This is a genomic window from Pseudoalteromonas sp. SCSIO 43095, assembly GCF_023650455.1.
Classification (GTDB): domain Bacteria; phylum Pseudomonadota; class Gammaproteobacteria; order Enterobacterales; family Alteromonadaceae; genus Pseudoalteromonas; species Pseudoalteromonas tetraodonis.
The window spans coordinates 599,054-623,628 of sequence record NZ_CP087995.1 but is presented as its reverse complement, the minus strand read 5'-3'; the positions used below and the strand labels follow the sequence as shown (position 1 = coordinate 623,628).

The window sequence follows — 24,575 nt, the reverse complement described above, 5'->3', positions numbered from 1 at the left end:
CTTTTAAGCTTTTGCCGCTGTTTTTGATTGTGGTTGTTTATAGGCCCAAATAAGTAAGCCTAACCCGCCAATTATCATTGGTAACGATAGAATTTGCCCCATAGAGATAAAGTCGGCAAATAAACCCAATTGCGCATCTGGTTGGCGAAAATATTCAATACAAAATCTAAATACGCCGTAACCCAGTAAAAACAAACCCGACACACTTCCCGCAGGACGTGGACGCTTAATAAACCACAGTAATATGACAAACAATACAAGCCCTTCAAAAAAAGCTTCGTAAAGTTGTGAAGGGTGGCGTGCAAGCGGGCCTCCAGTTGGAAACACCATTGCCCACGGAACATCAGTGGTACGCCCCCATAATTCGCCATTAATAAAGTTACCTATACGCCCAGCCAGTAAACCAACAGGCACTAAAGGTGCTACAAAATCACCGACTTGTAATAACGATTTTTTACGCTTGTAAGCAAAAATAGCAATTGCAGTGATCACCCCCAGTGTTCCACCATGAAACGACATTCCTCCTTGGTCTATTCTAAACAAATATAAGGGGTTTTCGATAAAATAGCTAAATTGATAAAACAGAACATAACCAATACGCCCACCTAATATAACGCCCAGCATGCCGTAAAAGAGTAAATCGCTGACCTCGTCTTTAGTCCAACCTGAACCGGACTTACTAGCTTGGCGATTAGCAAACCACATCGCAAACGCAAAACCAATTAAGTACATTAATCCATACCAACGAACGCTAAGTGGTCCAATAGAAAAAATTATTGGATCAATTTGAGGAAACTCCAGTGCCATAAAAATAAACCTTTAGCTAAAAACCATTTTAATAGAGATGATAACAAGTAACATCGCGAAAACTTTCTTAATTGTATTTACAGGTAAGTAATGTGTTGCTTTGGCGCCTATTGGCGCTATAAACCATGAGGTAACAACAATCCCTAACAATGCAGGTAAATAAACAAATCCCATAAAACCATGCGCTAAGTCTGTTACTCGCCAACCGGCGCTGATATAACCAATAGAGCCAAAAAAGGCGATTACAATACCACATGCAGCAGCGCAACCAATTGCCTTTTTAATATCAACCGAAAAATAGTGCAGCATAGGCACAAGTAATGCGCCACCGCCAATCCCAATCAACCCAGATAGTGCCCCCATTATCGCACTAATACTTCCTAGCACGGGGCCTGCAGGCATCGGGTGACCTACGCTCACTTTATTACGGGCAGAAAGCACCATTCTCATAGCAATAAAAACCACACTCACCGCAAACACGGTTCGTAACATTTTCTCAGGTATAAAGCTGGCAGCAAAGCCGCTAATCAAGGCACCAATGGCCACACCCGACATTACCCAAGGGGCAATTTTCCAAGGCACATTATCATTTTTATGATGAGCTAACGCTGAAGAGGTCGAGGTAATTAAAATAGAGGCTAAAGATGTCGCAATAGCGATAACTAATACATGATCGGCAGCGGCCACATTAAAACCCAGTAACAAGCTCGTTAGCACCGGCACAATGATTAAACCACCGCCTATGCCTAGAAGTCCTGCTAAAAAACCAACAATGCAACCTAATAACGCACAACTTGCAACTAGAAGTCCTAGTTCATACATAGTTATCTCTAATACATTTAAGAATATGTATATTTTAATTGATTATATAAACAATAACAGCTCTATCATTTAGGTGTATAAAATAAATTACCTAGCTGATGCTCTATCATAAAATTACGGGTTAAACGCAACACTTGTTTAGCATTGGGCTGTGCTAAACACTCGCTCAGTAATTGTTCCATATCACTAACATTTAAGCGCCTAAGCACCCATTTCACTTTATTTAACGACGATAAGTTCATACTTAAGCGTCTATAGCCCATGGCAATGAGTAATATTGCTCCCTCGGGATCGCCGCCAAGCTCACCACATAAACTAAAGGGCAATTCATAGTGCTCACATTCGCTGGCAATATTATTTAATACACGTAACACAGCTGGATGATAAGGATTGAATAAATCGGCCACACGGGCATTTGCTCTATCTACCGCTAATAAATACTGAGTTAAATCGTTACTACCCACTGAGCAAAAATCGACTTTTCTAGACCACTCTGGCAGCATAAATACACTTGAAGGTACCTCAAGCATAATGCCAATATCTGGCTTTTCTATTAGTTGCTCAGGAAATGTTTCGCTTAACTCATAATAGGCTTGGTTATACAATGCCAGCGACTCTTCAACTTCATCAGTACCACTGATCATAGGCAGCATTATTTTTAAATTACCTAAGCCAACATTCGCTTTGAGCATGGCTTTGAGCTGATCTAAAAAAAGCTCAGGATGATCTAGGCTAATTCTAATACCACGCCATCCTAAAAACGGGTTTTCTTCGGTAATATTAAAATAATCTAAAACTTTGTCGCCACCAATATCTAACGTTCGCATAACTACGGGGTTAGGATAATAGCTACTGAGTACTTCTCGATACCATTTTTCTTGTTCTTGCTGCGACGGAAACTGCCCTTTTTGCATAAACCACGCTTCGGTTCTGTAAAGACCAACACCATCACAAATATGGGCACTATTTTGTTGCGTATTAAGTTCAAGCCCAGCGTTGAGCAATAAACTAATATGCTCCCCGTCCATGGTAATTGCAGGCAGTGATTGCTCTTCTAAAAAACGATTATTGAGTAAGTTATCTTGATGTTGTAACTCGGTATACTCATCAATAAGCATTTGCGAAGGCGAAATATATAAACGCCCAGCAAAAGCATCTAAAATCATTTCTTTGTTATCAAACTGCAATAACGGTAAATCTTCAATACCCCAGATCGCCGGCACCCCCATTGCTCGCGTTAAAATAGAGGCATGGCTATTAGCTGAACCATTAATGCTTACCACACCTACTAAACGCTCATTTGGCACTTCGGCTAACATCGCAGGAGTTAATGTGTGAGCGATGAGGATTGTGTTTTCAGGGTAGTCTTTTATTGCATGCTCGGTATTCACTAAGTGATGAAGCACCCGTAAACCAATGTCTTTAACATCAACCGCACGCTCTTTAATGTAAGGGTCTTGCATTTCATTAAACTGCGCAACTAAACGTTCAATCACAATTTTTAATGCGCTTTTTGCACACCAACCTTCTTGTAATTGTGCCTCTACATTATGACCTAAGCTTTTAGCATCCAATAATTGCTGATACACATCAAACACCGCCAACGCTTCTTGCGGTATGGTATCGCTTAATGTCATCGATAAGGTGCTAAATTCCTTGCGCGTTGCAGCAACCGCTTGCGTGAATAAACGGCGTTGTTCATTCACATCACTATTTTTAGTAAGCTCTATGGACTTAAAATTAAGTTTAGGAATAACAACAAAGGCTTTACCAATACTAATGCCTGGCGCACTAGACACCCCTTTTAAAACCGATGTTTGATGAGACGACTCATCTTGACGCAATACTTCTTTTATTTCGGCATGCGCAAGCTGTGAAGCTAACTGCGCTGAGAGCGTAATTAAAAACGACTCTTCATCTTGAGAAAATACTCGAGCCATTTTCTGTTGCACAACAATAACGCCTAATACCTTTTTTTGATGAACAACAGGCACAGACAAAAAAGCGTTGTAGCCTTCTTCGTTCACTTCTGGGGAGAGTTTAAAGCGAGGATGCGATTTAGCAAACGCAATGTTAATCGCCTCTTCGCGCTGAGCAACTAGCCCAACAAGTCCTTCAGTAAAGCCAATTCTAAATTTACCCACCGCATCGGGGTTTAACCCTTCGCTGGCCATTAGTACAAAGTTATCTTGACTGTAATCGGCAAAATAAATGGAGCAGCACTGGGTATTCATGGCATCTTTTACCATTTTCACAAAGCACACTAACGCATCGTCTAAATTCGCTTGTTGCGAAACAGACTCAGCTATCGATCTGAGTGTTGCCAGCATACACTGCTCCTTTTTATGTAAAACTACCTTTTGCTTCGCCAATTGTCTTTTTGTTGCTCTCGCTTATTGAAGGGCATAGCAAAAGGAGCAAACTCTTTCATAACACGTCGATAAACATCCCGTTTAAACGATACTACCTGCCTTACTGGATACCAATAACTCACCCACCGCCAATCATCAAATTCAGGATGGTGCGTTTTTAGTAAATTTACATCTTCATCTTTACAGCGTAACTTCAGTAAAAACCATTTTTGTTTTTGCCCAATACACACCGGACTTGAGTCGCGACGGATTAATCGTTTGGGTAATTTATAGCGTAACCAATGTTTTGAGCTTGCAACTATTTCTACATCTTCTGGTCGCAAACCTACTTCTTCGTGTAATTCACGGTACATAGTTTGTTCTGGTGTTTCACCATCATCAACACCGCCTTGGGGAAATTGCCAAGAGTGTTGACCATAGCGTCTGGCCCAAAACACTTGCCCCTGATTATTGCAAATTACAATTCCGACATTGGCACGAAAACCTTCGGCATCAATCACCTTAGTGCCTCATTTGTAAGTCGATTTTTTATGATTGTTCCACATTAGCTGCAATACGGCAAATACTATTACGTACAAGCCCCATTAACGTCCTCGGTTAAGGCAAATTAATGGCAAAATCCATTGCATGTGAATAACAAATAACACTGCCATACATAAAAACCACACTGTTTGTGCTGGTTACTCACAGCTTGTGCATAACTTTTGTAAAACACGCTCATTTAGCAAACAAATCCACAATACAAGATCTAAAAGGTGATGTTCTCCACAGAATCTGTGGATAAACATGTTTATACATCTGTATTTATCCTTACAACAAATATAGACCTTAATTAAAACTGAACACTAAAAACAAAAAAAACAATACATTTCAGTTGCTTAGTTAAATTTAGCGTTTTAAAACAGCGCATAAAATTGCACCACGCACAGTGCGAACAAAATTCAACCAACCGCTAAAGATATCCACTAACACCCTAATTTGCTATCATGACACTGGTATTTATTCAACTAAAATAAACAGTATGCAACCTTTAAAACCTCATTCAATCAATCAATTAATGCAACGTGTCGATGCTATTGCAGGACTCACACTAGGACAACTTGCACAGCAGTACCACTTTAAAACGCCAGATGATTTATTGCGTGAAAAAGGCTGGACAGGTCAACTGATAGAGTATGTTTTAGGCGCAACGGCCGGTTCAAAACCGCTACCCGACTTTGAAGATTTAGGTATAGAGCTCAAAACATTGCCCATTTCATATAAAGGTAAACCGCTAGAAACCACCTTTGTGTCGGTTACCCCACTAATGAATGTAACTGGCATGACCTGGCACACAAGTAGCGTACGTAAAAAGTTGAATCATGTTTTATGGTTACCTATTTTAAGTGAGCGCAATATCGCCCCGTTTGATAGAACCATAGGCAGTGGCTTTTTGTGGCAACCCTCCCCCGCGCAAGATGCGCAATTACAGCGAGACTGGGAAGAGCAAATGGAGCTTATAGCGCTTGGTCGGGTAGATGAAATATCAGGGCATTTAGGCGACGCCATGCAAATACGGCCAAAAGCTGCTAATAGCAAAGTAGTTACCGATGCCATAGGCCCGAACGGACAAATTATACAAACCCTGCCCCGTGGCTTTTATTTAAAAACCAGTTTTACAAAAGAGATATTAAAACAGCAGTTTCAGTTGTAATTATTTGTCGGTATTAATTTTTGCACCAAATAGATTCGCGTAACCAAAAAGGTTTTTCTCGCATCCAAAGCGTACAAATCCACTTTTCACCTAATAATACGGGCTTTCCACTATGTACTGAGTTTTTATCTACCTGATTACCAATCATATTATTAAATTTAATCACTTGTCCTTGCTTAGCTTTAACACTTACATTCCAGTCTTTAAAGGCGGTTTCTCCACCTTCAAATCCGTCATTTAAATTTATAATACGTGTTCGCTGTCTTTGACCAAAAAAATTAAGTTCTTTTTTAGCATTTCCATTTGAAGGTGTAATAAAATCATAGTGCCATTTGTATTGCTGACCTTGAGTATAACGATAAATAATCATAGGCTCAGCATATGCTAAGTCAGCATAGTCGTCTGAACATATGATGCGCTGTAATATAGCTATTAAAATATTATCGACTGGTAATTGTGTTATAAGCTGCTCATTGTCTCTGATGTCTATAACTTTTTGTCTTGTAGAGTTTTCAGCATACACCCCAGCTAAATTTAAATTATTATTAGCAAGCTTTATAATCTCCTGCGCTAATTCATTCGTTAGTTGCGTTTCTAATGTTGTCACAGGTAATGATTGTTCAGAGGATTGAATATGCAATGGTATAATTAAGCTACTCCACAACCCTATTAAATCGGTTTCAATACCCTGCTGTATAGTCTTAGGAAGGCCTGATATATGTTTTTCAAAGTTAATTGTTACTTGCGGATCAGCAGTTCGGATTGGCCAAAAGTGAGATAAAACCTTAAGAGCTTCAATTTTATGATACTTAGCTAAGCATAAAACAATGGCTAGCTCCTGAGAAGAAGTTGATGATGAAACCGCATGACATAACCAATAGTGAACAAATTCAGGAGCTGTTAGCGCAAAAGACACTATTTCTTGTTTTGGAGGAAGCGTGCCATGATATTTGGCATTTATGAGGTGAGTAACATAGTTATTTTTCATAATCATTTTATTGTTATTTTTAATACGCTCCTAAAGTAACAATAAATTTACAAACAATAAACCACCCACCTGTTATATTTGCATTTATGATTAAAAATCCCCGCATAAGCGAGGATTTTTATAATTTTAAACAAATTAAAGAATTACTGACCTTTAACTTCTTTTAAACCATTGTACAGTGCTTTAGCGCCTAATTGCTCTTCAATACGAAGCAATTGGTTGTACTTAGCAACACGGTCTGAACGGCTTAATGAACCTGTTTTGATCTGGCCTGCAGCTGTACCAACCGCTAAATCAGCAATGGTTGCATCTTCAGTTTCACCAGAGCGATGAGAAATAACCACTGTAAAACCAGCATCTTTCGCCATTTTGATTGCCGCTAACGTTTCTGTTAGTGAACCAATTTGGTTAAATTTAATTAAGATTGAGTTAGCAATACCATTGTCGATACCACGTTTTAAAATCTTAGTATTGGTTACGAATAAGTCATCACCCACTAATTGAACTTTATCGCCCATTAATTTAGTTTGATGTGCAAAGCCATCCCAATCAGACTCATCTAAGCCATCTTCAATTGATACAATTGGGTATTGCTCAGTTAAGTCTTTTAAGAAGTAGTTAAACTCTTCAGAGGTAAACTTTTTACCTTCACCTTTAAGGTCGTAGATATTTGCTTCTTTGTCATAAAACTCAGAGGCAGCACAATCAAGTGCAAGCGTAATATCTTTACCAAGCTCATAACCGGCATTTGCAATAGCCACTTTAATTGCTGCAAGTGCTGCTTCGTTTGATGCAAGGTTTGGTGCAAAACCGCCTTCGTCACCAACAGCTGTTGAATGACCATCCGCTTTAAGCACTTTTGCAAGGCTGTGAAATACTTCAGCACCCATACGCAGTGCTTCACGGAAATTAGCAGCACCAACTGGCTGAACCATAAATTCTTGAATATCTACTGAGTTATCAGCGTGCTCACCGCCGTTGATGATGTTCATCATTGGTAGTGGCATAGAGTAAACACCTGGCGTGCCATTTAAGTCAGCAATGTGCTCGTATAGCTCTACTTTTTTAGATTGTGCAGCCGCTTTTGCGTTAGCAAGTGAAACCGCTAAAATAGCATTAGCACCTAGTTTTTCTTTATTTTCAGTACCATCTAAATCAAGCATTACTTGGTCTACATCACTTTGAGCAAGTGCATTTTGACCTTTCAAAGCCGCTGCAATTTCATTATTAATGAAACCTACCGCTTTTAATACGCCTTTACCTAAATAACGAGTTTTATCACCATCACGTAATTCTAATGCTTCGCGAGTTCCTGTAGATGCACCTGATGGTGCAGCAGCACGGCCCCATGAACCATCAGCTAAATATACCTCAGCTTCTACAGTTGGGTTACCACGCGAGTCCATAATTTCACGACCGATTACTTTTACGATTTCTGACATCTTGATTCCTCTATATTCCCAAAATGGTGAGTACGGCTAACCTTGGCCAGCCTTAGAAACAAAAAAGGCCGCGCAATATGCACAGCCTTTTTTAAATTACGAAGACGCTTTTTGGTAGGTATGAGCCGCAGCTACAAACCCTTCAAATAGCGGATGACCATCGCGTGGCGTTGAAGTGAATTCCGGGTGGAATTGCGCTGCAATAAACCAAGGGTGATCTTTATTTTCAATAATCTCTACTAGCTTTTTATCTTCAGATAAACCAGTAAAGCTTAAACCTGCTTGTTCAAGCTGTGCAACGAAGTTGTTATTAACTTCGTAACGGTGACGGTGACGCTCAACAATTTCGTCGCTGCCATACACTTCGTGTACTTTAGAGCCAGGCGTTAAATGGCATTTTTGTGCGCCTAAACGCATTGTGCCACCTAAATCAGACTTTTCATCACGTACTTCTACGTTACCCTCAGCGTCTAGCCACTCAGTGATTAAACCAACCACTGGAGCCTCTGAATTTGCATTAAATTCCGTTGAGTTTGCATCAGTTAAACCGGCAACATTTCGTGCGTATTCAATTAACGCAACCTGCATACCTAAACAAATACCTAAGTAAGGCACTTTGTTTTCACGAGCATATTTAGCCGCTAAAATCTTACCTTCAACACCACGACCACCAAAACCACCTGGCACTAAAATAGCATCTAAACGAGAAAGAATATCGGTTCCTTTAGTTTCTAAGTCTTGTGAATCAACGTATTGAATATTAATAGTTAAACGATTTTTTAGTCCCGCATGTTTTAATGCTTCGTTTACTGATTTGTATGCATCCGGTAATTCAATGTATTTACCAACCATACCAATTGTCACTTCACCCGTTGGGTTAGACTCTTGATACAATACTTGTTCCCACTCAGCTAAATCAGCCTCAGGCGCGTCTAAATGGAAACGACGACATACAAAGTTGTCTAACTCTTGCGACTTTAATAACGCAGGGATTTTATAAATACTGTCTACGTCAGGCAGTGAAATAACGGCTTTTTCTTCAACGTTTGTGAATAATGCAATTTTTGCACGCTCGTTATTTGGCAGCTTACGGTCTGAGCGACAAATAAGAATATCTGGTTGAATACCGACTGAGCGTAACTCTTTAACTGAGTGCTGAGTTGGTTTTGTTTTCACTTCACCGGCAGGGCCTAAGAATGGCACTAGCGTTAAGTGAATAAATAGCGCACGTTCACGACCAATCTCTGTGCCCATTTGACGAATAGCTTCGATAAATGGTTGTGACTCAATATCACCTACCGTACCACCAATTTCAACGATTGCTATATCATAGCCTTCTGCGCCATCATAAACACGTTGCTTAATATCATTAGTGATATGAGGAATAACCTGAATTGTTGCGCCAAGATATTCGCCACGTCTTTCACGACGTAGTACATCTTCATATACGCGCCCTTGCGTAAAGTTATTACGGCTGGTCATTTTGGTGCGAATAAAACGTTCGTAGTGACCTAAATCAAGGTCCGTTTCTGCGCCGTCTTCGGTAACGTATACTTCACCGTGTTGAATTGGGCTCATTGTGCCTGGGTCAACGTTGATGTAAGGATCCAGCTTTAAAATGGTAACATCTAAGCCACGGGCTTCTAAAATAGCGGCCAACGATGCTGCTGCAATACCTTTACCCAACGAAGAAACAACTCCGCCAGTAACGAAGATAAATTTTGTACTCATGCGAACCCTAGAATATCAGGAATTAAAAGGAATATAATACCCAAACAAGTGATTTTGGAATATAAACAAGACGGGGCGAAATTGTACCAAAACATAGCTAAGCAATCCAGCTAAAAATAGCAAATCTGTGCACAAAAAACAGACATTTTTTATGTCCCTATTTATTTAATTTTTTTTATCGCATCCCATGCTGCATCCATTTCCTCTAAAGACGCAGACTCAATACATTTACCCTGTGCAATTAAGTAGTTTTGCACCTTTTCAAATCGTGCAGAAAACTTATCGTTCGCACTGCGAAGCAATTGCTCTGGGTCACGTTTAACATGGCGCGCTACATTCACGGTAGCAAATAACAAATCACCTAGCTCTTCTGCTGTATGATCTGAGTAAGGGTTATGAGCTAAGGCTTCTTTTACTTCCTCAACCTCTTCACTCACTTTGTCAATCGCGCCGTGATAAGTCGGCCAATCAAACCCTAACGCAGCGACCCGTTGCTGAATTTTTTTAGCTTTTGTTAAGCTAGGTAAACTGTTTGGTATATCTTGCCAAAGTGACGAGCTTTGACCTTGGGGTTTAGCTGCACGCTCTTGTGCTTTTATTGCTTGCCACTGCGCAGCTAATTCGGCATCGGTTTTAGGTGTGTCTTGCGCTGAAAATACATGCGGATGACGACGCACCAGCTTTTCATTTAACTGTGCCACTACATCGTTAAAATTAAATAATTGCTGCTCTTGTGCTAATTGCGCATAAAACACAATTTGAAATAGTAAGTCGCCTAACTCATTTTTTAAATCGCTTAAATTATTCGTTTCAATACAATCAGCCACTTCATAGGCCTCTTCAAGAGTATGAGGCACGATTGACGCAAACGTTTGCTTGAGATCCCAAGGGCATCCGCTCTCAGGGTTTCTCAGTGTTTGCATTATTTCCAGCAGTTGGCTTAAAGCCTCATTATTAGCCTGATTACTGCCCTCGTTTTGCACTGTGCACCCCTTCTATCTGGTGTAACTTAGAAAGCACTTTATTGGTGCCCTGTAAGTCATGCACTTCTATTTGCATCACAAAAATAGCCGTTTGAGTGCTATCAACCGTGTTGACATTCATATTGAGCACATTGACTTTTTCATTCGCCAAAGCAGAACTAATATCACGAATTAACCCAGACCGATCGCTGGCTTCAATACGAATAGTTAACGCGTAGGAGCTGCTAATATCATCTGACCAACTTACTGAAATAACGCGCTCTGGGTGCTTGTTTTTTAAATTACTAAACGAGTCACAATCCTCACGATGCACGGCAATGCCACGGCCTTGGGTAATATACCCAATGATTTCATCACCAGGTACTGGGCGACAACAACGAGCAACATGGCTCATTAAACTACCGACCCCATCCACCACAATACCGTTTTTGTCACCAGTCACTTTACTAGGCGATTTGAAACGAATTACCGGCTCATGCTCTGTTCTGTCGGTAATAAAGTTAAGCATTTGGTTAAGGCGAATATCGCCTGCGCCAATGGCGACCATTAAGTCATCAAGCTCTCTAAAATTAAAACGCTTTATAGCAGGATCTAAATCTTTATAAGTTAGCTCTAATTTTTGTAATTCGTTATCAAGGATTTCTTTACCCGCACTTAAGTTTTTATCGCGGTCGAGCTGTTTAAACCAATGATGTATTTTGGCTCTAGCGCGAGAAGACTTAATGTAACCTAACGACGGATTTAGCCAATCACGACTTGGGTTCGGCTGCTTTTGGGTCAGTATTTCAACTTGATCGCCGGTACTTAATTGATGAGTAAACGGCACTATTTTGCCAAATACTTTTGCACCAATACACCGATGCCCTACATTGGAGTGAATGTAGTAAGCAAAATCAAGAGGTGTTGCTCCTAGTGGTAAGTCAAAAATGTCTCCACGTGGAGTAAACACATAGACGCGGTCTTCAACCACTTGATTTTTAAGCTCTTGCGCTAAATCGCTGCCATCAACCACTTCTTCTTGCCATTGCAGTAACTTACGCAACCAGCTAATTTTTTGCTCATAACCTGAACCACGCCCTGGTAACGCACCTTCTTTGTACATCCAATGTGCGGCAACGCCCAGCTCTGCATCTTGATGCATGTCGTGCGTTCGGATCTGAATCTCAACAGTTTTACCTTCGGGGCCAAATACTACGGTATGAATAGATTGATAGCCATTTTGTTTTGGGGTCGCAACGTAATCGTCAAATTCTTTATTTAAATGGCGCCAATTAGTGTGCACTATGCCTAGGGCACCGTAGCAATCTTGCAGGCGCTCAACCACAATTCGCATCGCGCGTATGTCAAACAGCTGATCAAACTCGTAGTTCTTTTTCACCATTTTTTTATAAATGCTGTAGATATGTTTTGGCCTGCCGTATACCTCGGCTTTAATACCCGCTTCATGTAGGCGCTGTTTTACTTGCTCAACCATATCAGCCATATACGCTTCACGGGCAAGGCGCTTATCATCAAGTTGTTTAGCTATATTTTTATAAATATCTGGGTGTAAATAGCGAAAGGCTAAATCCTCTAGCTCCCACTTTAATTGGCCAATACCAAGGCGATTAGCAAGCGGTGCAAATATATCCGCAGTCTCTTTGGCTGCAATCACTCGCTCTTCTTCAGCGGCATCTTTTACGTTGCGTAAATGGCACACCTGTTCGGCTAATTTAATCACCACGGCACGCACATCTTCCACCATAGCAAGCAACATACGGCGAATATTATCGACCTGCACGGTACCATTGCCTTGATGAGCTAACGTACTTATGGTGGCCATTTGCGACACACCCGTTAATAACACCGCAACATGATTTCCTAAATGCTCTTCGACAGCGTCAATGCTCACTACATCATTTAAATAATAAGGGGTTAAATAGGCGGTGGCTAACGAGTCAGCATCTAAATTTAGCTCAACCAAAATCTCCACCATCTCTATGGCGGTATTTTGGCGCTCGCTATTATCGCAAGTTTGGCAAAGTTGCTGTGCTTTATTGAGTAAGCTAATTTTTTCCTGAGACAAATCAAGAGATTCTACGCGTGAAAAAAAATCACCCGCTTTGTCATGTTGATGAGATTGACGTGTCGCTACCATAATGCGCTTTACCTCCGTTGAAATAACGCCATAGTTTCGATATGCCCTGTATGAGGGAACATATTCATTAGCCCTATTTTATTAAGTTCAAAGCCGGCTTGCGAAATAATAGCGCTGTCACGGGCTAAAGTAACAGGGTCGCAAGAGACATATAAAATCGCTCTAAACTGCATTAATGGAAGCTGCTCTAAAACTGCCATAGCACCAGTGCGAGAGGGGTCGAGTACTAAAATATCTAACTCTTTATTAAACCACGGCGCTTTTTTAATACTCGTGGTTAAATCAAAACAATGAAATTGGGTATTTGTAATAGAGTTAGTGTGCGCATTTTGCGTCGCTAATGCAACCGCCGAAGTAACGCCTTCAATTCCTGTTACTGTTTTAGCCTGCTTTGCTAACACTAAAGAGAAGTTACCAATACCACAAAATAAATCCAGTACATTTTCATCACCTTGTAATGCTAACCAGCTCGCCGCTTGAATTAACATTGCCTGATTTACACTCGCATTGACCTGAATAAAGTTATTTAGTCCAAATTCAAATTTTATATCTAACTGATCAAGCTTATAAAATGGCATCGCTAAGTGGGCATGATCAATGGTATCGCTATCACTTTGCCACACTAATTGCCAATGATGCGCCGAGACACTTTGCTCAACAAACGCTTTATCTGTGGGCGAAATAGCTTTTGTATGACGAATAACAATAAAGTGTTGCTCATCTGCAGCGCATAACTGCAAATGACTTATACTGTGCAGCGCCTTATTATGATTAATTATGTTATCAAATACGCTAAATACCTCTGCAAATACGTCACTTAATACTGGGCAATGATTAATGCTAACAATACTTTTAGAGCCACGTGCTCTATAGCCTACCCGCATTTTTTTTGCTGCTTTGTCGAACATTACGGCAATGCGGGCACTACGTCGGTAATGCGTTGCTTGGCTTAGCAGCGGAGCCTGCCAGTTCAAATCAGTTAATTTTGCAAACTTGGCAAATAATTGATTTACCGCCGCTTGCTTTTCAACGACTTGTTGTGTGGCATCTAAATGCTGTAACTGACAACCACCGCATTGGCTGTAATGTTCACAAATGGGTGTGGTGCGATATTCACTGGCTTTGAGTATTTTAAGCGTGTCAGCTTGGCTGTAACGTGCTTTATCATCAACTAACTTGGCTTTTACTCGCTCATCAGGTAATGCCCCACTGACAAAACACACTTTATTGTTGTACTTAGCAATACCACGTCCGTGGTGATCCATTGCCGTTATATCAAGTTCAAGTGATTGCTGTTGAAGTGGTTTTTTCTTTGCTTTAAATATTTGTGCCATTAGGCATTACCTTAAAAGGTTGATGAATCACGTCTCTACCTAGATACTTTGAGAATAACTATGAGTATGTATATACTCACATTCAATAAAAAATGATAATAATGCTCAGATTATGACCAAACTAGGCTTGCGCGATTCTGTTTTAACACTCACCCTGATCCCCACAGTGATCATCGGGCTATTACTAGGTGGTTATTTTACAATAAATCGTTACATTGAGCTTGATGAAATTTTATATCAACAAGGCACAACGATTGCTGAACCTCTGGCTATTGCACTTGAACAGCCTTTACTGGAAAAAAATAAAAAACTGCTTAATCGCATAATTCGCTATACACACAACAAACACTCCCCTTCGATTAAATCGATTGCCATCTTTAATGATAACAACCAACTTATTATAACCAGTAATTATCATCGCTCATTCGACACTTTAATTGAGCAAACGCAATTAAATGGCTTTAAAGCCACCTATGTTCAGCAAAGTGAAGACTTAGTAACCTTTTTCACCCCTATCATTAACCATACAACCCTCAATAGCGACTGGAATACTTCTGAGTTCCAAACCTCGTTGGGCACCGTTGTGATTCAGCTTAACCGCGACAAAGCTGTTATTGGCCAACAACGTGCATTATTGGTCAGCGGTATTATTATTATTCTCGCCTTAGTATTAGCCGCTATTTTAGCGCTAAGACTTAGTCGGATGTTTATGACCCCACTTAATAAGTTAGTACTTGCTACCGACAGACTAATTGAAGGTAAAAGACAAACCGGATTAACTGAACCCATGAATGGCGAGTTTGAGTTATTACGTGAGGGGCTCAATACCATCTCGCATTCTATGGTGATGCAAAAAGATGAAATGCAAAAAAATATTGATCAAGCAACCAGCGATTACCGCGAAACGCTTGAACAATACGAAACACAAAATATCCAGCTCACCATGGCTAAAAAAGAAGCACAGGATGCTAACCGTGTTAAATCTGACTTTTTAGCTAAAATGAGTCATGAGTTACGCACCCCACTTAACGGGGTTATTGGATTTACCCGTCAGCTTTATAAAACGCCTCTGAATAAAAACCAAAAAGATTACCTTGATACCATAGAGCTTTCGGCTAACAGCTTAATGACTATTATTAGTGACATATTAGATTTCTCCAAGTTAGAAGCAGGAGCCATGGAGCTTGAGTCTATTCAGTTTCAACTGCGCGATAGCGTAAACGAAGTAATGACATTACTAGCACCTAGCGCACACGACAAACAACTTGAGCTTTCTATTTATATTAACCCTCAGGTGCCTGACCACTTAACCGGCGACCCCACACGGTTTAAACAAGTGCTGATTAACTTATTAAGTAACGCGATTAAATTTACTGAAAAAGGCGCGATAAAAGTCGATATTAGCCATCGTTTGCTTGATGAAGAGCGCACCTCTGTCTTAGTGTCAGTCGCAGATACTGGGGTAGGTATTCCAGCAGATAAACAAGACGCGCTATTCACCGCCTTTGGTCAAGCCGACTCCAGTATTACCCGCAAATTTGGCGGTACCGGCTTAGGGCTTATTATTACTAAACATATCGTTGAAGCAATGAGCGGCCGTATTACTTTAAATTCAGCCCCTGGTAGCGGAACTTGTTTTACCTTTAATGGTGTATTTAGATTACCAAATCATGTATTTATCAACGATTTGCCTACCCAGTCATTAATTGGTAAACGTGTTCTTTATTTTGAGTCGCATAAGCATACTCATCACGCCGTTGCCTCATTATTACAAGAGTGGAAAGTCAGTGTCACTCCTTGCTATAACGAAACCGAATTTTTAGAGTGCATAAAAAATTCAGAGATCAATTTTGATATTTGTCTTATTGGTCACATGGCATCAGTTGACGATATGCAGCGTTTAAAAAGCTATGTAAAAGCGGTTAGGGAATCAACCGATTATTTATATTTAATGCTTAATACTGTATCACACAACATGCGCGAAGCCTTCATCGGCAGCGGCGCTGACGCCTGTTTGAGTAAACCTCTTAATCACCGAAAGCTATGTGAGTTATTAGCTGCGCCTTATCGACTCGACCATCCGGCACATAATATAGAACAGCATGAACAAACCCTGCTGCCGCTAAAAGTGTTAGTGGTGGATGATAATGACGCTAATTTAAAATTAATTTACACCCTACTCAACGAGCAAGTTGAATTAATTGATACCGCACATAATGGGTCACAAGCGTATAGTTTAAGCAAAAGCCATAAATATGATGTGATTTTTATGGATATTCAAATGCCTATAATGGATGGTATTACAGCCTGTAAACTCATTAAAGAGTCATCTTTGAATGAAGATACGCCTATTATTGCCGTGACGGCGCATGCACTTAATAGTGAAAAAGAACAGTTATTAAAAGATGGTTTTGAAGGTTATTTAACTAAGCCCATCGATGAAGATATGCTAAACCAGATTATTTGCGATCATAGCCCACAATTACCAGTGAGTCGTGATAAGTCAAAAAGCACATTTGAACATAGCCCTGCCCCTTTTGATAGCACTCGCCTTGATTGGACGCTGGCATTGCAACGTGCAGGCGGTAAAGCAGAATTAGCCAACGAAATGCTTAATATGTTACTGCTAAGCGTGCCCGAAACCCTGAACTTACTAAATCAAGCAATAAGCAGCGAAGATTGCCCTCAAGTACTTAGCGTTATCCATAAATTTCATGGCGCATGCTGCTATACAGGTGTACCAAAATTAAAAGCATTGGCTGAAACGATCGAAACATCACTTAAAAATGAATGTACGCTTGAGAATATTGAGCCCGAGTTATTTGAGTTGCAAGACGAGCTTGAAAACTTACTTGTTGATGCCAACATTGATATCACTAATAAATAAGCTCGTCTTTAATATTGTTAATTATAACTCTACGCGCGAGCTTCAAGCATTAAGCGTTTCATGTCACGAACCGCTTTATCTAAACCGTCAATGGCTGCGCGGGCAATAATAGCGTGGCCAATGTTTAGCTCATAAATCTCTGGCATCGCTGCAATTGGTTTTACATTGTGATAATGCAGACCATGGCCAGCATTAACAATCAAACCAATACTGGCTGCGTATTTCACGCCTTGGCGAATGTGCTCAAGCTCTTTGGCCGTGTCTTCATCGTTGGTGGCATCAGCATACGCCCCAGTATGAATTTCAACATAAGGCGCACCACAGGCTTTTGCAGCGTCCAACTGCGCTTTATCGGCATCTATAAACAGTGACACTTTAATACCGGCTTGCGTTAAAGTTTTAGTCGCTGCGGCTATTTTATCAATATTACCCGCTACATCTAAGCCGCCTTCGGTAGTAAGCTCTTCACGTTTTTCAGGTACTAAACATACATATTCAGGCTTAACCTCAAGTGCAATAGCAATCATTTCATCGGTTACTGCGGTTTCAAGGTTCATACGTGTTTGAATGGTTTTAGCCATTACATACACATCGCGGTCTTGAATGTGTCTGCGGTCTTCGCGTAAATGAATAGTAATGCCATCAGCACCGGCATGCTCTGCAACACTGGCTGCATGAGCAGGATCAGGATAAGAAGTGCCTCGTGCTTGGCGAAGCGTTGCAATATGATCTACGTTCACGCCTAGAAGAATATCTTTCATTTTTGTACCTGTGAAATTTGTTTATTGAGAGGCCGTAAATAATTCACGACTTTTTAATGGCTTGTTGCCCAACAATGGTTTTAATAAATAACGACTTAATTGCTTTGCCATATATAACACATCCGCTTGGCTAAAGTCATGATTTGCTATGGCATTGAGTTGTGAACCAGTAAACCCAGAACGCGAGTCGTGTTGCACCGCAAAGCCCACTTCTGCAAAGTAGCTATACGTTTGCGTGTCATCAATTGGCTCACCATCCGCATCAAAACTAAAATCAACCCCATAACCTAGTAGCTCTAGCAATTGAAACTCATAAGAGCGCAGCACTGCTTGCATGTCAGTCCCGCTATTAAGGTTTTCTAAGTGAGTTTTATAAAGTTGAAAAACCTGATCAATGGGTTCATTAATCGGCACAATTCGGTTGGTTAATTCATTTAAATAAAAGCCACAGTAAAGCTTATCACCGGTTAAAAATAACGGATTACCATGAAGCTCAAATTTATTGATGTACTTTAAATCGTATTTGCCATTGTAATGGACGAGTAAGGCTTGAAATGGTTGGAGTTGGGCTTTGTATTTAGTGGCCTGGCGGCCACTAACTCGTGCGAGCATTCTAAGCTGGCCAACGCCTTCTACTAGCATATCGAGCATTACTTGCGAGTCACTATATGGACGCCGATGTAATAAATAAGCTTTATAGAAATCGCTGTCCATAAACTATGCTGCGTATAAAATGTTAATCTTCACCGTAACCTAAGCTTCTTAAGGCACGCTCATCGTCAGCCCAGCCCGATTTAACTTTAACCCACAGTTCTAAAAACACTTTATTTTCAAGCATTTCCTCTAAGTCTTTACGCGCTTCACGGCCGATTACTTTTAGCTTTTCGCCTTTGTTACCAATTACCATGCGCTTTTGCGTTTCACGCTCAACTAGTATCAGGCCATTAATATGCCAAATACCGTTTTCTTGCCATTTAAACTGCTCTATTTCCACAGTCACTGAATACGGTAACTCTTCACCCATAAAGCGCATTAGCTTTTCACGGATAACTTCAGCCGCCATAAAGCGCATTGAGCGGTCAGTTACGTAGTCATCAGGAAAGTAAAACTCGCACGGTGGTAAGCGCTTAGTCACTTCTTCTTTGATCAGGTTAATGTTTTTACCCTGAGTCGCAGATACGGGCATAATACCGACAAAATCAAACTTATCGCCTAAAAACTTCATATGTGGAAGTACAAGGTCGCGATCTTTCACTTGGTCAATTTTGTTAATAACTAACAATACCGGCTTGCCACTTTGGCTTACTTTGTTAAGTACCATGTCGTCATCGGCATTCCAATGAGTGCCTTCAACCACAAAAATGATCAGCTCAACATCACCAATTGAGCTAGACGCTGCACGGTTCATTAAACGGTTAATAGCACGCTTTTCTTCAACGTGCAGGCCTGGGGTATCGACGTACACCGCTTGGTGCTTACCCTCAGTATGAATACCCATAATACGATGGCGCGTGGTTTGTGGCTTACGTGAGGTAATACTGACTTTTTGCTCAATAATTTCATTAAGCAGTGTTGATTTACCCACGTTAGGACGGCCAACAATCGCAACCATGCCACAAAATGTGTCTATCTCGCCTTCATGAGGCTGTATTAAGGTATCAAGATTCATTTTTAAGTATCTTCAATGCTTTTTCGGCCGCTTTTTGTTCGGCTTTACGCCGTGAGCTGCCAACAGAAATAATGCTATCCATTCCATCAACAATACATTCAACCGTGAATGTTTGATTGTGTGCCTGACCTTTAGTATCAACTACGGTGTAGCCTGGTAATGATAGCTTACGAGCTTGCAAATACTCTTGCAGCAGGGTCTTAGGATCTTTTTGGTTAAGCCCTGGTGAAATAGCATCTAAACGTGATTCATACCACGCTAAAATAAGCTCGCCGCAGCGATCAATATCTGAATCTAAAAATACAGCGCCAATAATGGCTTCAACTGCATCCGCTAGGGTCGACTCACGTCTAAAACCACCACTTTTTAGCTCGCCAGGACCTAAGCGTAGGTAATCACCAAGCTCAAATTCAAGGCCAAATTCAGCTAACGTCTGGCCGCGAACTAAAGTCGAACGCATTCGGCTTAAATCACCTTCGCGTGCTTTAGGAAATTTAGCGTACAGTGCATTGGCAATAACAAAGCTCAAAATAGAGTCGCCCAAAAATTCGAGTCGCTCGTTATGTTGACCTTTGTGGCTGCGATGCGTCATTGCTTGCTCAAGTAACCCTTGATCAGCAAATGTATAGCCAATTCTTTTGTATAACTCTGTTACATTTTTTTTCATTGTTACTGAATATTACCTAGGCGTTCAAAACGAACACCAGTTGGAACCCATCCTGGTAAAATGTCATCTGGGCCATTATCAAATTCAAAACTCATCCATATAAAGACAGCTTTACCCACCAAGTTTTCTTTTGGTACAAAGCCCCAAAAGCGACTATCTTGGCTGTTATCGCGATTATCACCCATCATAAAGTAATGATCAGCTGGAACCACCCACTCATCCGCAGGTGTGCCCAATTGCTGGTAGTAACGCCCCTTACGTTCAGGCGATTTTGGGTTGATTAAAATGTCATGGTTAGTCGTGGTTAAATCTTCATTTAAACGCGCTAAATCCATTGGGCCTTGCTTAAATTCATTATCATTAATTAATTTAAAATCAATTTTATTGAATTCATTACAAAGAAGTGCGCCCTTTTGAACTTCACCTTCTTCGCATTTTGGTTGAATATATAAACGCTTATCACGATAAACAATTTTATCGCCAGGTAAACCTATAGCACGTTTAATATAGTCCACTCTCTCATCTAACGGGTATTTAAAAACAACAATATCGCCACGCTCTGGTTCGCTTACATCCACTAATTGGCTGCGCCATACTGGGTCTTTAATCCCATAAGAATACTTTTGCACTAAAATAAAATCACCCACTAATAAGGTGGGCATCATTGAACCCGATGGGATTTGAAACGGCTCAAAAATAAACGATCTAAAAATAGTGATAGCAGCAATCATCGGAAAAATCGACTTTGCTGTTTCAGTAATCATTGGCTCAGGCGCAATCAATGCTGCGGTTTCTTCATCAAGTTGACCACCGGCAGAGGTTTGAGCAATTGCTAAACGTTCCTGCCTTTTAGGGGCAAACATTAAGTGATCAATTAACCATATTAGACCTGAGCCTAAAGTTAATAACACCAATAAAACTGAAAAGTAGCCAGCCATTTATTATCCTTTATTTTTATTTACCAACTTTCAAAATGGCTAAGAACGCTTCTTGAGGCACTTCAACGTTACCAAGTTGCTTCATTCGCTTTTTACCATCTTTTTGTTTTTGAAGTAGTTTTTTCTTACGGCTCACGTCACCACCGTAACATTTAGCGATTACGTTTTTACGTAGTTGCTTAACAGTCGTTCGAGCGATTACGTGTTGTCCAATCGCTGCCTGAATCGCAATATCAAACATTTGACGTGGTATAAGGTCTTTTAACGCATCAGCAAGCTGACGACCGCGTGATTGCGCGCTGTCGCGGTGAACAATAATAGCCAACGCATCTACACGCTCGCCATTGATAAGTATATCTACACGCACCATGTCTGAGGTTTGGAAATGCTTAAAGTTATAATCAAGCGAAGCAAAACCACGGCTTGTTGATTTTAGCTTATCAAAGAAGTCCATTACCACTTCGGCCATTGGCAGTTCATACGTTACTGCAACTTGCTTACCGTGATAACTCATTTTAGTTTGCATACCGCGCTTATCAACACATAAAGTGATTACGCTGCCTAAGTACTCTTGTGGAACTAAAATATTAGCTTCTACAACCGGCTCACGTATCTCTAAAATATCGTTTACTGGCGGAAGATCAGACGGGTTATCTATTTGTGTCGTGCCTTCTTTAGTCACTACCTCGTAAATAACCGTTGGTGCTGTAGTGATTAAATCAATGTCGTATTCACGCTCTAAACGCTCTTGGATAATTTCCATGTGTAGCATGCCCAAGAATCCACAACGGAAACCAAACCCTAACGCAGTTGAATTTTCTGGTTCAAAGAATAACGAGGCATCGTTTAAACTAAGTTTGTTTAGGGCATCGCGGAATGACTCGTAATCATCAGAGGCTATTGGGAACATACCCGCATACACTTGCGGCTTAATTTTTTGAAAACCAGGTAAGCGCAGTGGTGCCGCATTTTTTTGATGAGTAATGGTATCACCCACCGGTGCACCATGTATTTCTTTGATACCAGCAATAACAAAGCCTACTTCACCAGTGTGTAAAACACCGGTGTTAGTTTGTTTAGGCGCAAAAATCCCCACATGATCTGCGGTATGTACGTTCTCGTTTGACATGATTTTAATTTTGTCGCCCGCGCGAAGTTCACCATGTTTGATACGCACTAGCGATACAACGCCTTGGTACGGGTCAAACCAAGAATCGATAATTAGCGCCTGTAATGGCGCATCTTTATCACCAACTGGTGGCGGTACATCTTTAACGATCATTTCAAGTACTTCAGCAATACCTACACCTGTTTTGGCGCTACATTGCACAGCATCAAGGGCATCAATACCAATAATGTCTTCAATTTCTTCGGCTACACGTAATGGATCAGCTTGCGGTAAATCAATTTTATTAAGTACCGGTATAACTTCTAAGTCCATTTCAATCGCGGTGTAGCAGTTTGCTAATGTTTGCGCTTCTACGCCTTGACCAGCATCAACAACGAGCAGTGCCCCTTCACAAGCCGCTAACGAACGCGATACTTCATAGGTAAAGTCAACGTGCCCTGGGGTGTCGATAAAGTTAAGCTGGTAAGTTTCACCATCATTCGCTTTATAATTTAAGGTTACACTTTGTGCCTTGATGGTAATGCCACGTTCACGTTCAATATCCATTGAATCCAGAACTTGCTTCTGCATTTCACGGTCGGTTAAACCACCACAAACTTGGATCAAACGGTCAGAAAGGGTCGATTTACCATGGTCAATGTGGGCGATGATCGAAAAATTACGGATATGCTTCATAAACTGGATTCTAAACTTCTATTTTAAAGGACTAAGGTCATATGCCTAAATAACTTGAAAATACTTGCTGTGTATTTTCAAGTTACTGTGGCATAAAAACGCAATTTTACATTTAATTGGCGTCAATCACCATCTATTTGAGTTAAAGGGAGGCTAATTGGATGAATTTTTATCACTTTTATCTCATGTCTTAATGATTTCACCCATGTTTTAGCAATTAAAAAGCCGGTGATCCCACCCAATATCGCGGCTAAAATTTGCCAGCCTTCGGCTAACAATATCAATTCACTGGCTATTAAAGCGAATATTAAACTCAAAAACAAAGGCAGCATGTAAACTGCAAAGGCATGCTTTACAACATGGCTATCATCCAATGACAAAGTTACTTTTTGGCCTATTTCTAACTGTGTTTCAAATTTATAAGGTAATGTTTTTTTGGCGGTACCAAATAACTTACTAAACACTTGTGAACCACAACGTCCATTACAGCCTTCACAGGCCTGTTTTTGTTGGGCTTCTAAATGCGCAACGTGGCCACTAAGGGCCACGACGGTTAACGTTTGTTCAATCATAGTTTAGTTACTTATAATGCCCGCGATACAGACTCAGCAATGGCTTTGGCACTCATGGTTGGAATGTTTCCCACCACAGAGACATCAAAATTTCCGCCGTTGTGTACATAAATCGTAGTTGCCCCTGAGGTGAGGGCACCGCTTAAACGCTTACCCGGTAGTGGTCGTTGTACAAACACCGATACTTCAACAAACCCATCAGAAAATAAATAATAGTCTGTTAATTCATTATTTAAGTCGAGCTTATGCCTGTCTGACTTAAGTAATTCAAACCCCTCAGGTAACCAGCCAATAGTCCAGTTCATGGCATTCGCTTTAGTTTGTTCGTCAATTGAATTGGCAGGTAATGGGGTTGGAAAGTTACGATTAAGCACTTCTAATAATAAGTTTGCCGGTTGCTCAGTCACACTAATATGAGTGAGCTGTAATTGCTCAAGCGCTTCACCTTGATGATTAACATACGCTGCCTTTAATAATAACGACGACTCAGTATCAATCCATATCCAATAGTTGTATTTGTCTTCGTTTTTAGATTCAATTCGAACTAATTGCGCGGGACGCCCAGCAATGCGGCCTTTACCACCAAGCACAAAATCATAATGCGCACTTAAGCGGTTAATATCTTTAAAAAGCACTTCAGGAATAGGGCCGGCAATTGAGTCGGTTGTTAACGAATACGGCTCTGATTGTGGCTCAAAATAGGTAACTTGGTTGTCAATGCGGATCATTTCAAGGCCAGCACCGTTGAGTAAACTCAAATGCTCAAGCTCAACGTCCCCCTGTTTAGCATGCACCCAACGGTAGGGCTCCATACTTTTGCCTTTAACAACAACAAAAGAGGCATCAAAATTACGTGTATGAACTGCACTGGCCATTTCAAGCAGTAAATCTTTAGCGGGGTTTGTGTCATTGGCAAAAGCATTAAAACTTAATACCAACGACATAACAAAAGTTATTACTTTCATCTA

20 protein-coding genes are annotated in these 24,575 nt (G+C 40.6%); 2 read left to right on the top strand and 18 right to left on the bottom strand.

Annotated elements, in window-relative coordinates:
- Positions 1–3: 3 nt before the first annotated feature.
- From lgt to rppH, 4 genes are all read right to left on the bottom strand, one after another.
- Entirely contained in the window at positions 4–807 is an 804-nt protein-coding gene (gene lgt, locus LOC50_RS02870) for a prolipoprotein diacylglyceryl transferase (RefSeq protein WP_064663050.1), read from the bottom strand.
- Between the two features lie 12 nt (positions 808–819).
- A complete protein-coding gene (locus tag LOC50_RS02865) occupies positions 820–1,629 on the bottom strand; it encodes a sulfite exporter TauE/SafE family protein (RefSeq protein ID WP_250653585.1) in 810 nt (269 codons plus the stop codon).
- Positions 1,630–1,694: 65 nt separating this feature from the next.
- Positions 1,695–3,959: a phosphoenolpyruvate--protein phosphotransferase gene (gene ptsP, locus LOC50_RS02860; RefSeq protein ID WP_250653584.1), complete on the bottom strand. Its 2,265-nt coding sequence runs from the start codon at positions 3,957–3,959 to the stop codon at positions 1,695–1,697.
- Positions 3,960–3,982: 23 nt separating this feature from the next.
- Positions 3,983–4,501, bottom strand: a complete 519-nt coding sequence (gene rppH, locus LOC50_RS02855; protein WP_013465620.1) for an RNA pyrophosphohydrolase — start codon at positions 4,499–4,501, stop codon at positions 3,983–3,985.
- A gap of 521 nt (positions 4,502–5,022) precedes the next feature.
- On the opposite strand from rppH, the gene mutH reads away from it, so the two are divergent.
- Positions 5,023–5,694, top strand: a complete 672-nt coding sequence (mutH, locus tag LOC50_RS02850; protein ID WP_138627447.1) for a DNA mismatch repair endonuclease MutH — start codon at positions 5,023–5,025, stop codon at positions 5,692–5,694.
- 13 nt (positions 5,695–5,707) lie between these two features.
- Here the strand turns inward: mutH and LOC50_RS02845 are convergent, their stop codons facing one another.
- From LOC50_RS02845 to rlmD, 6 genes are all read right to left on the bottom strand, one after another.
- Positions 5,708–6,682, bottom strand: coding sequence for a prolyl hydroxylase family protein (locus LOC50_RS02845; RefSeq protein WP_250653583.1), 975 nt, complete (start codon positions 6,680–6,682; stop codon positions 5,708–5,710).
- Between the two features lie 143 nt (positions 6,683–6,825).
- Entirely contained in the window at positions 6,826–8,124 is a 1,299-nt protein-coding gene (eno, locus tag LOC50_RS02840; RefSeq protein ID WP_250653582.1) for a phosphopyruvate hydratase, read from the bottom strand.
- A gap of 96 nt (positions 8,125–8,220) precedes the next feature.
- Positions 8,221–9,855 carry a CTP synthase gene (gene pyrG / locus LOC50_RS02835; RefSeq protein WP_036981643.1) on the bottom strand — a complete coding sequence of 545 codons (1,635 nt, stop codon included), beginning with the start codon at positions 9,853–9,855 and terminating at the stop codon, positions 8,221–8,223.
- Between the two features lie 161 nt (positions 9,856–10,016).
- Positions 10,017–10,838: a nucleoside triphosphate pyrophosphohydrolase gene (mazG, locus tag LOC50_RS02830; protein WP_036981641.1), complete on the bottom strand. Its 822-nt coding sequence runs from the start codon at positions 10,836–10,838 to the stop codon at positions 10,017–10,019.
- Entirely contained in the window at positions 10,819–12,975 is a 2,157-nt protein-coding gene (gene relA, locus LOC50_RS02825) for a GTP diphosphokinase (protein ID WP_036981639.1), read from the bottom strand. The genes mazG and relA overlap by 20 nt, the downstream gene beginning before the upstream one ends.
- A gap of 8 nt (positions 12,976–12,983) precedes the next feature.
- On the bottom strand, positions 12,984–14,309 hold the full coding sequence (rlmD, locus tag LOC50_RS02820; protein ID WP_138626674.1) for a 23S rRNA (uracil(1939)-C(5))-methyltransferase RlmD: 1,326 nt from the start codon (positions 14,307–14,309) through the stop codon (positions 12,984–12,986).
- A gap of 112 nt (positions 14,310–14,421) precedes the next feature.
- On the opposite strand from rlmD, the gene barA reads away from it, so the two are divergent.
- Positions 14,422–17,196: a two-component sensor histidine kinase BarA gene (gene barA / locus LOC50_RS02815; protein ID WP_250653581.1), complete on the top strand. Its 2,775-nt coding sequence runs from the start codon at positions 14,422–14,424 to the stop codon at positions 17,194–17,196.
- A gap of 29 nt (positions 17,197–17,225) precedes the next feature.
- Here barA and pdxJ read toward each other — a convergent pair whose 3' ends face one another.
- From pdxJ to LOC50_RS02775, 8 genes are all read right to left on the bottom strand, one after another.
- Entirely contained in the window at positions 17,226–17,957 is a 732-nt protein-coding gene (gene pdxJ, locus LOC50_RS02810; RefSeq protein WP_010387803.1) for a pyridoxine 5'-phosphate synthase, read from the bottom strand.
- Between the two features lie 21 nt (positions 17,958–17,978).
- Entirely contained in the window at positions 17,979–18,671 is a 693-nt protein-coding gene (recO, locus tag LOC50_RS02805; protein WP_013465631.1) for a DNA repair protein RecO, read from the bottom strand.
- A gap of 22 nt (positions 18,672–18,693) precedes the next feature.
- Complete coding sequence (gene era, locus LOC50_RS02800) at positions 18,694–19,626, bottom strand: GTPase Era (RefSeq protein WP_013465632.1); 933 nt, start codon at positions 19,624–19,626, stop codon at positions 18,694–18,696.
- On the bottom strand, positions 19,616–20,293 hold the full coding sequence (gene rnc, locus LOC50_RS02795; RefSeq protein ID WP_008466504.1) for a ribonuclease III: 678 nt from the start codon (positions 20,291–20,293) through the stop codon (positions 19,616–19,618). The genes era and rnc overlap by 11 nt, the downstream gene beginning before the upstream one ends.
- 2 nt (positions 20,294–20,295) lie before the next feature.
- Positions 20,296–21,231 (bottom strand): signal peptidase I, encoded by a 936-nt coding sequence (gene lepB / locus LOC50_RS02790; RefSeq protein ID WP_013465633.1) that lies wholly within the window; start codon positions 21,229–21,231, stop codon positions 20,296–20,298.
- A gap of 16 nt (positions 21,232–21,247) precedes the next feature.
- Positions 21,248–23,035: a translation elongation factor 4 gene (gene lepA / locus LOC50_RS02785; protein WP_250653580.1), complete on the bottom strand. Its 1,788-nt coding sequence runs from the start codon at positions 23,033–23,035 to the stop codon at positions 21,248–21,250.
- 122 nt (positions 23,036–23,157) lie between these two features.
- Positions 23,158–23,607: a SoxR reducing system RseC family protein gene (locus tag LOC50_RS02780; protein WP_013465635.1), complete on the bottom strand. Its 450-nt coding sequence runs from the start codon at positions 23,605–23,607 to the stop codon at positions 23,158–23,160.
- 11 nt (positions 23,608–23,618) lie between these two features.
- The gene (locus tag LOC50_RS02775) at positions 23,619–24,572 is read right to left on the bottom strand and encodes a MucB/RseB C-terminal domain-containing protein (protein WP_016899682.1); all 954 of its coding nucleotides are present in this window, start codon (positions 24,570–24,572) and stop codon (positions 23,619–23,621) included.
- Positions 24,573–24,575 lie beyond the last annotated feature (3 nt).

Bases quoted from the DNA above. Each gene is read 5' to 3' on its own strand.
- lgt (WP_064663050.1), bottom strand. From the start codon at position 807: ATGGCACTGGAGTTTCCTCAAATTGATCCAATAATTTTTTCTATTGGA.
- LOC50_RS02865 (WP_250653585.1), bottom strand. From the start codon at position 1,629: ATGTATGAACTAGGACTTCTAGTTGCAAGTTGTGCGTTATTAGGTTGC.
- ptsP (WP_250653584.1), bottom strand. From the start codon at position 3,959: ATGCTGGCAACACTCAGATCGATAGCTGAGTCTGTTTCGCAACAAGCG.
- mutH (WP_138627447.1), top strand. From the start codon at position 5,023: ATGCAACCTTTAAAACCTCATTCAATCAATCAATTAATGCAACGTGTC.
- LOC50_RS02845 (WP_250653583.1), bottom strand. From the start codon at position 6,682: ATGAAAAATAACTATGTTACTCACCTCATAAATGCCAAATATCATGGC.
- eno (WP_250653582.1), bottom strand. From the start codon at position 8,124: ATGTCAGAAATCGTAAAAGTAATCGGTCGTGAAATTATGGACTCGCGT.
- pyrG (WP_036981643.1), bottom strand. From the start codon at position 9,855: ATGAGTACAAAATTTATCTTCGTTACTGGCGGAGTTGTTTCTTCGTTG.
- relA (WP_036981639.1), bottom strand. From the start codon at position 12,975: ATGGTAGCGACACGTCAATCTCATCAACATGACAAAGCGGGTGATTTT.
- rlmD (WP_138626674.1), bottom strand. From the start codon at position 14,309: ATGGCACAAATATTTAAAGCAAAGAAAAAACCACTTCAACAGCAATCA.
- barA (WP_250653581.1), top strand. From the start codon at position 14,422: ATGACCAAACTAGGCTTGCGCGATTCTGTTTTAACACTCACCCTGATC.
- pdxJ (WP_010387803.1), bottom strand. From the start codon at position 17,957: ATGAAAGATATTCTTCTAGGCGTGAACGTAGATCATATTGCAACGCTT.
- recO (WP_013465631.1), bottom strand. From the start codon at position 18,671: ATGGACAGCGATTTCTATAAAGCTTATTTATTACATCGGCGTCCATAT.
- era (WP_013465632.1), bottom strand. From the start codon at position 19,626: ATGAATCTTGATACCTTAATACAGCCTCATGAAGGCGAGATAGACACA.
- rnc (WP_008466504.1), bottom strand. From the start codon at position 20,293: ATGAAAAAAAATGTAACAGAGTTATACAAAAGAATTGGCTATACATTT.
- lepB (WP_013465633.1), bottom strand. From the start codon at position 21,231: ATGGCTGGCTACTTTTCAGTTTTATTGGTGTTATTAACTTTAGGCTCA.
- lepA (WP_250653580.1), bottom strand. From the start codon at position 23,035: ATGAAGCATATCCGTAATTTTTCGATCATCGCCCACATTGACCATGGT.
- LOC50_RS02780 (WP_013465635.1), bottom strand. From the start codon at position 23,607: ATGATTGAACAAACGTTAACCGTCGTGGCCCTTAGTGGCCACGTTGCG.
- LOC50_RS02775 (WP_016899682.1), bottom strand. From the start codon at position 24,572: ATGAAAGTAATAACTTTTGTTATGTCGTTGGTATTAAGTTTTAATGCT.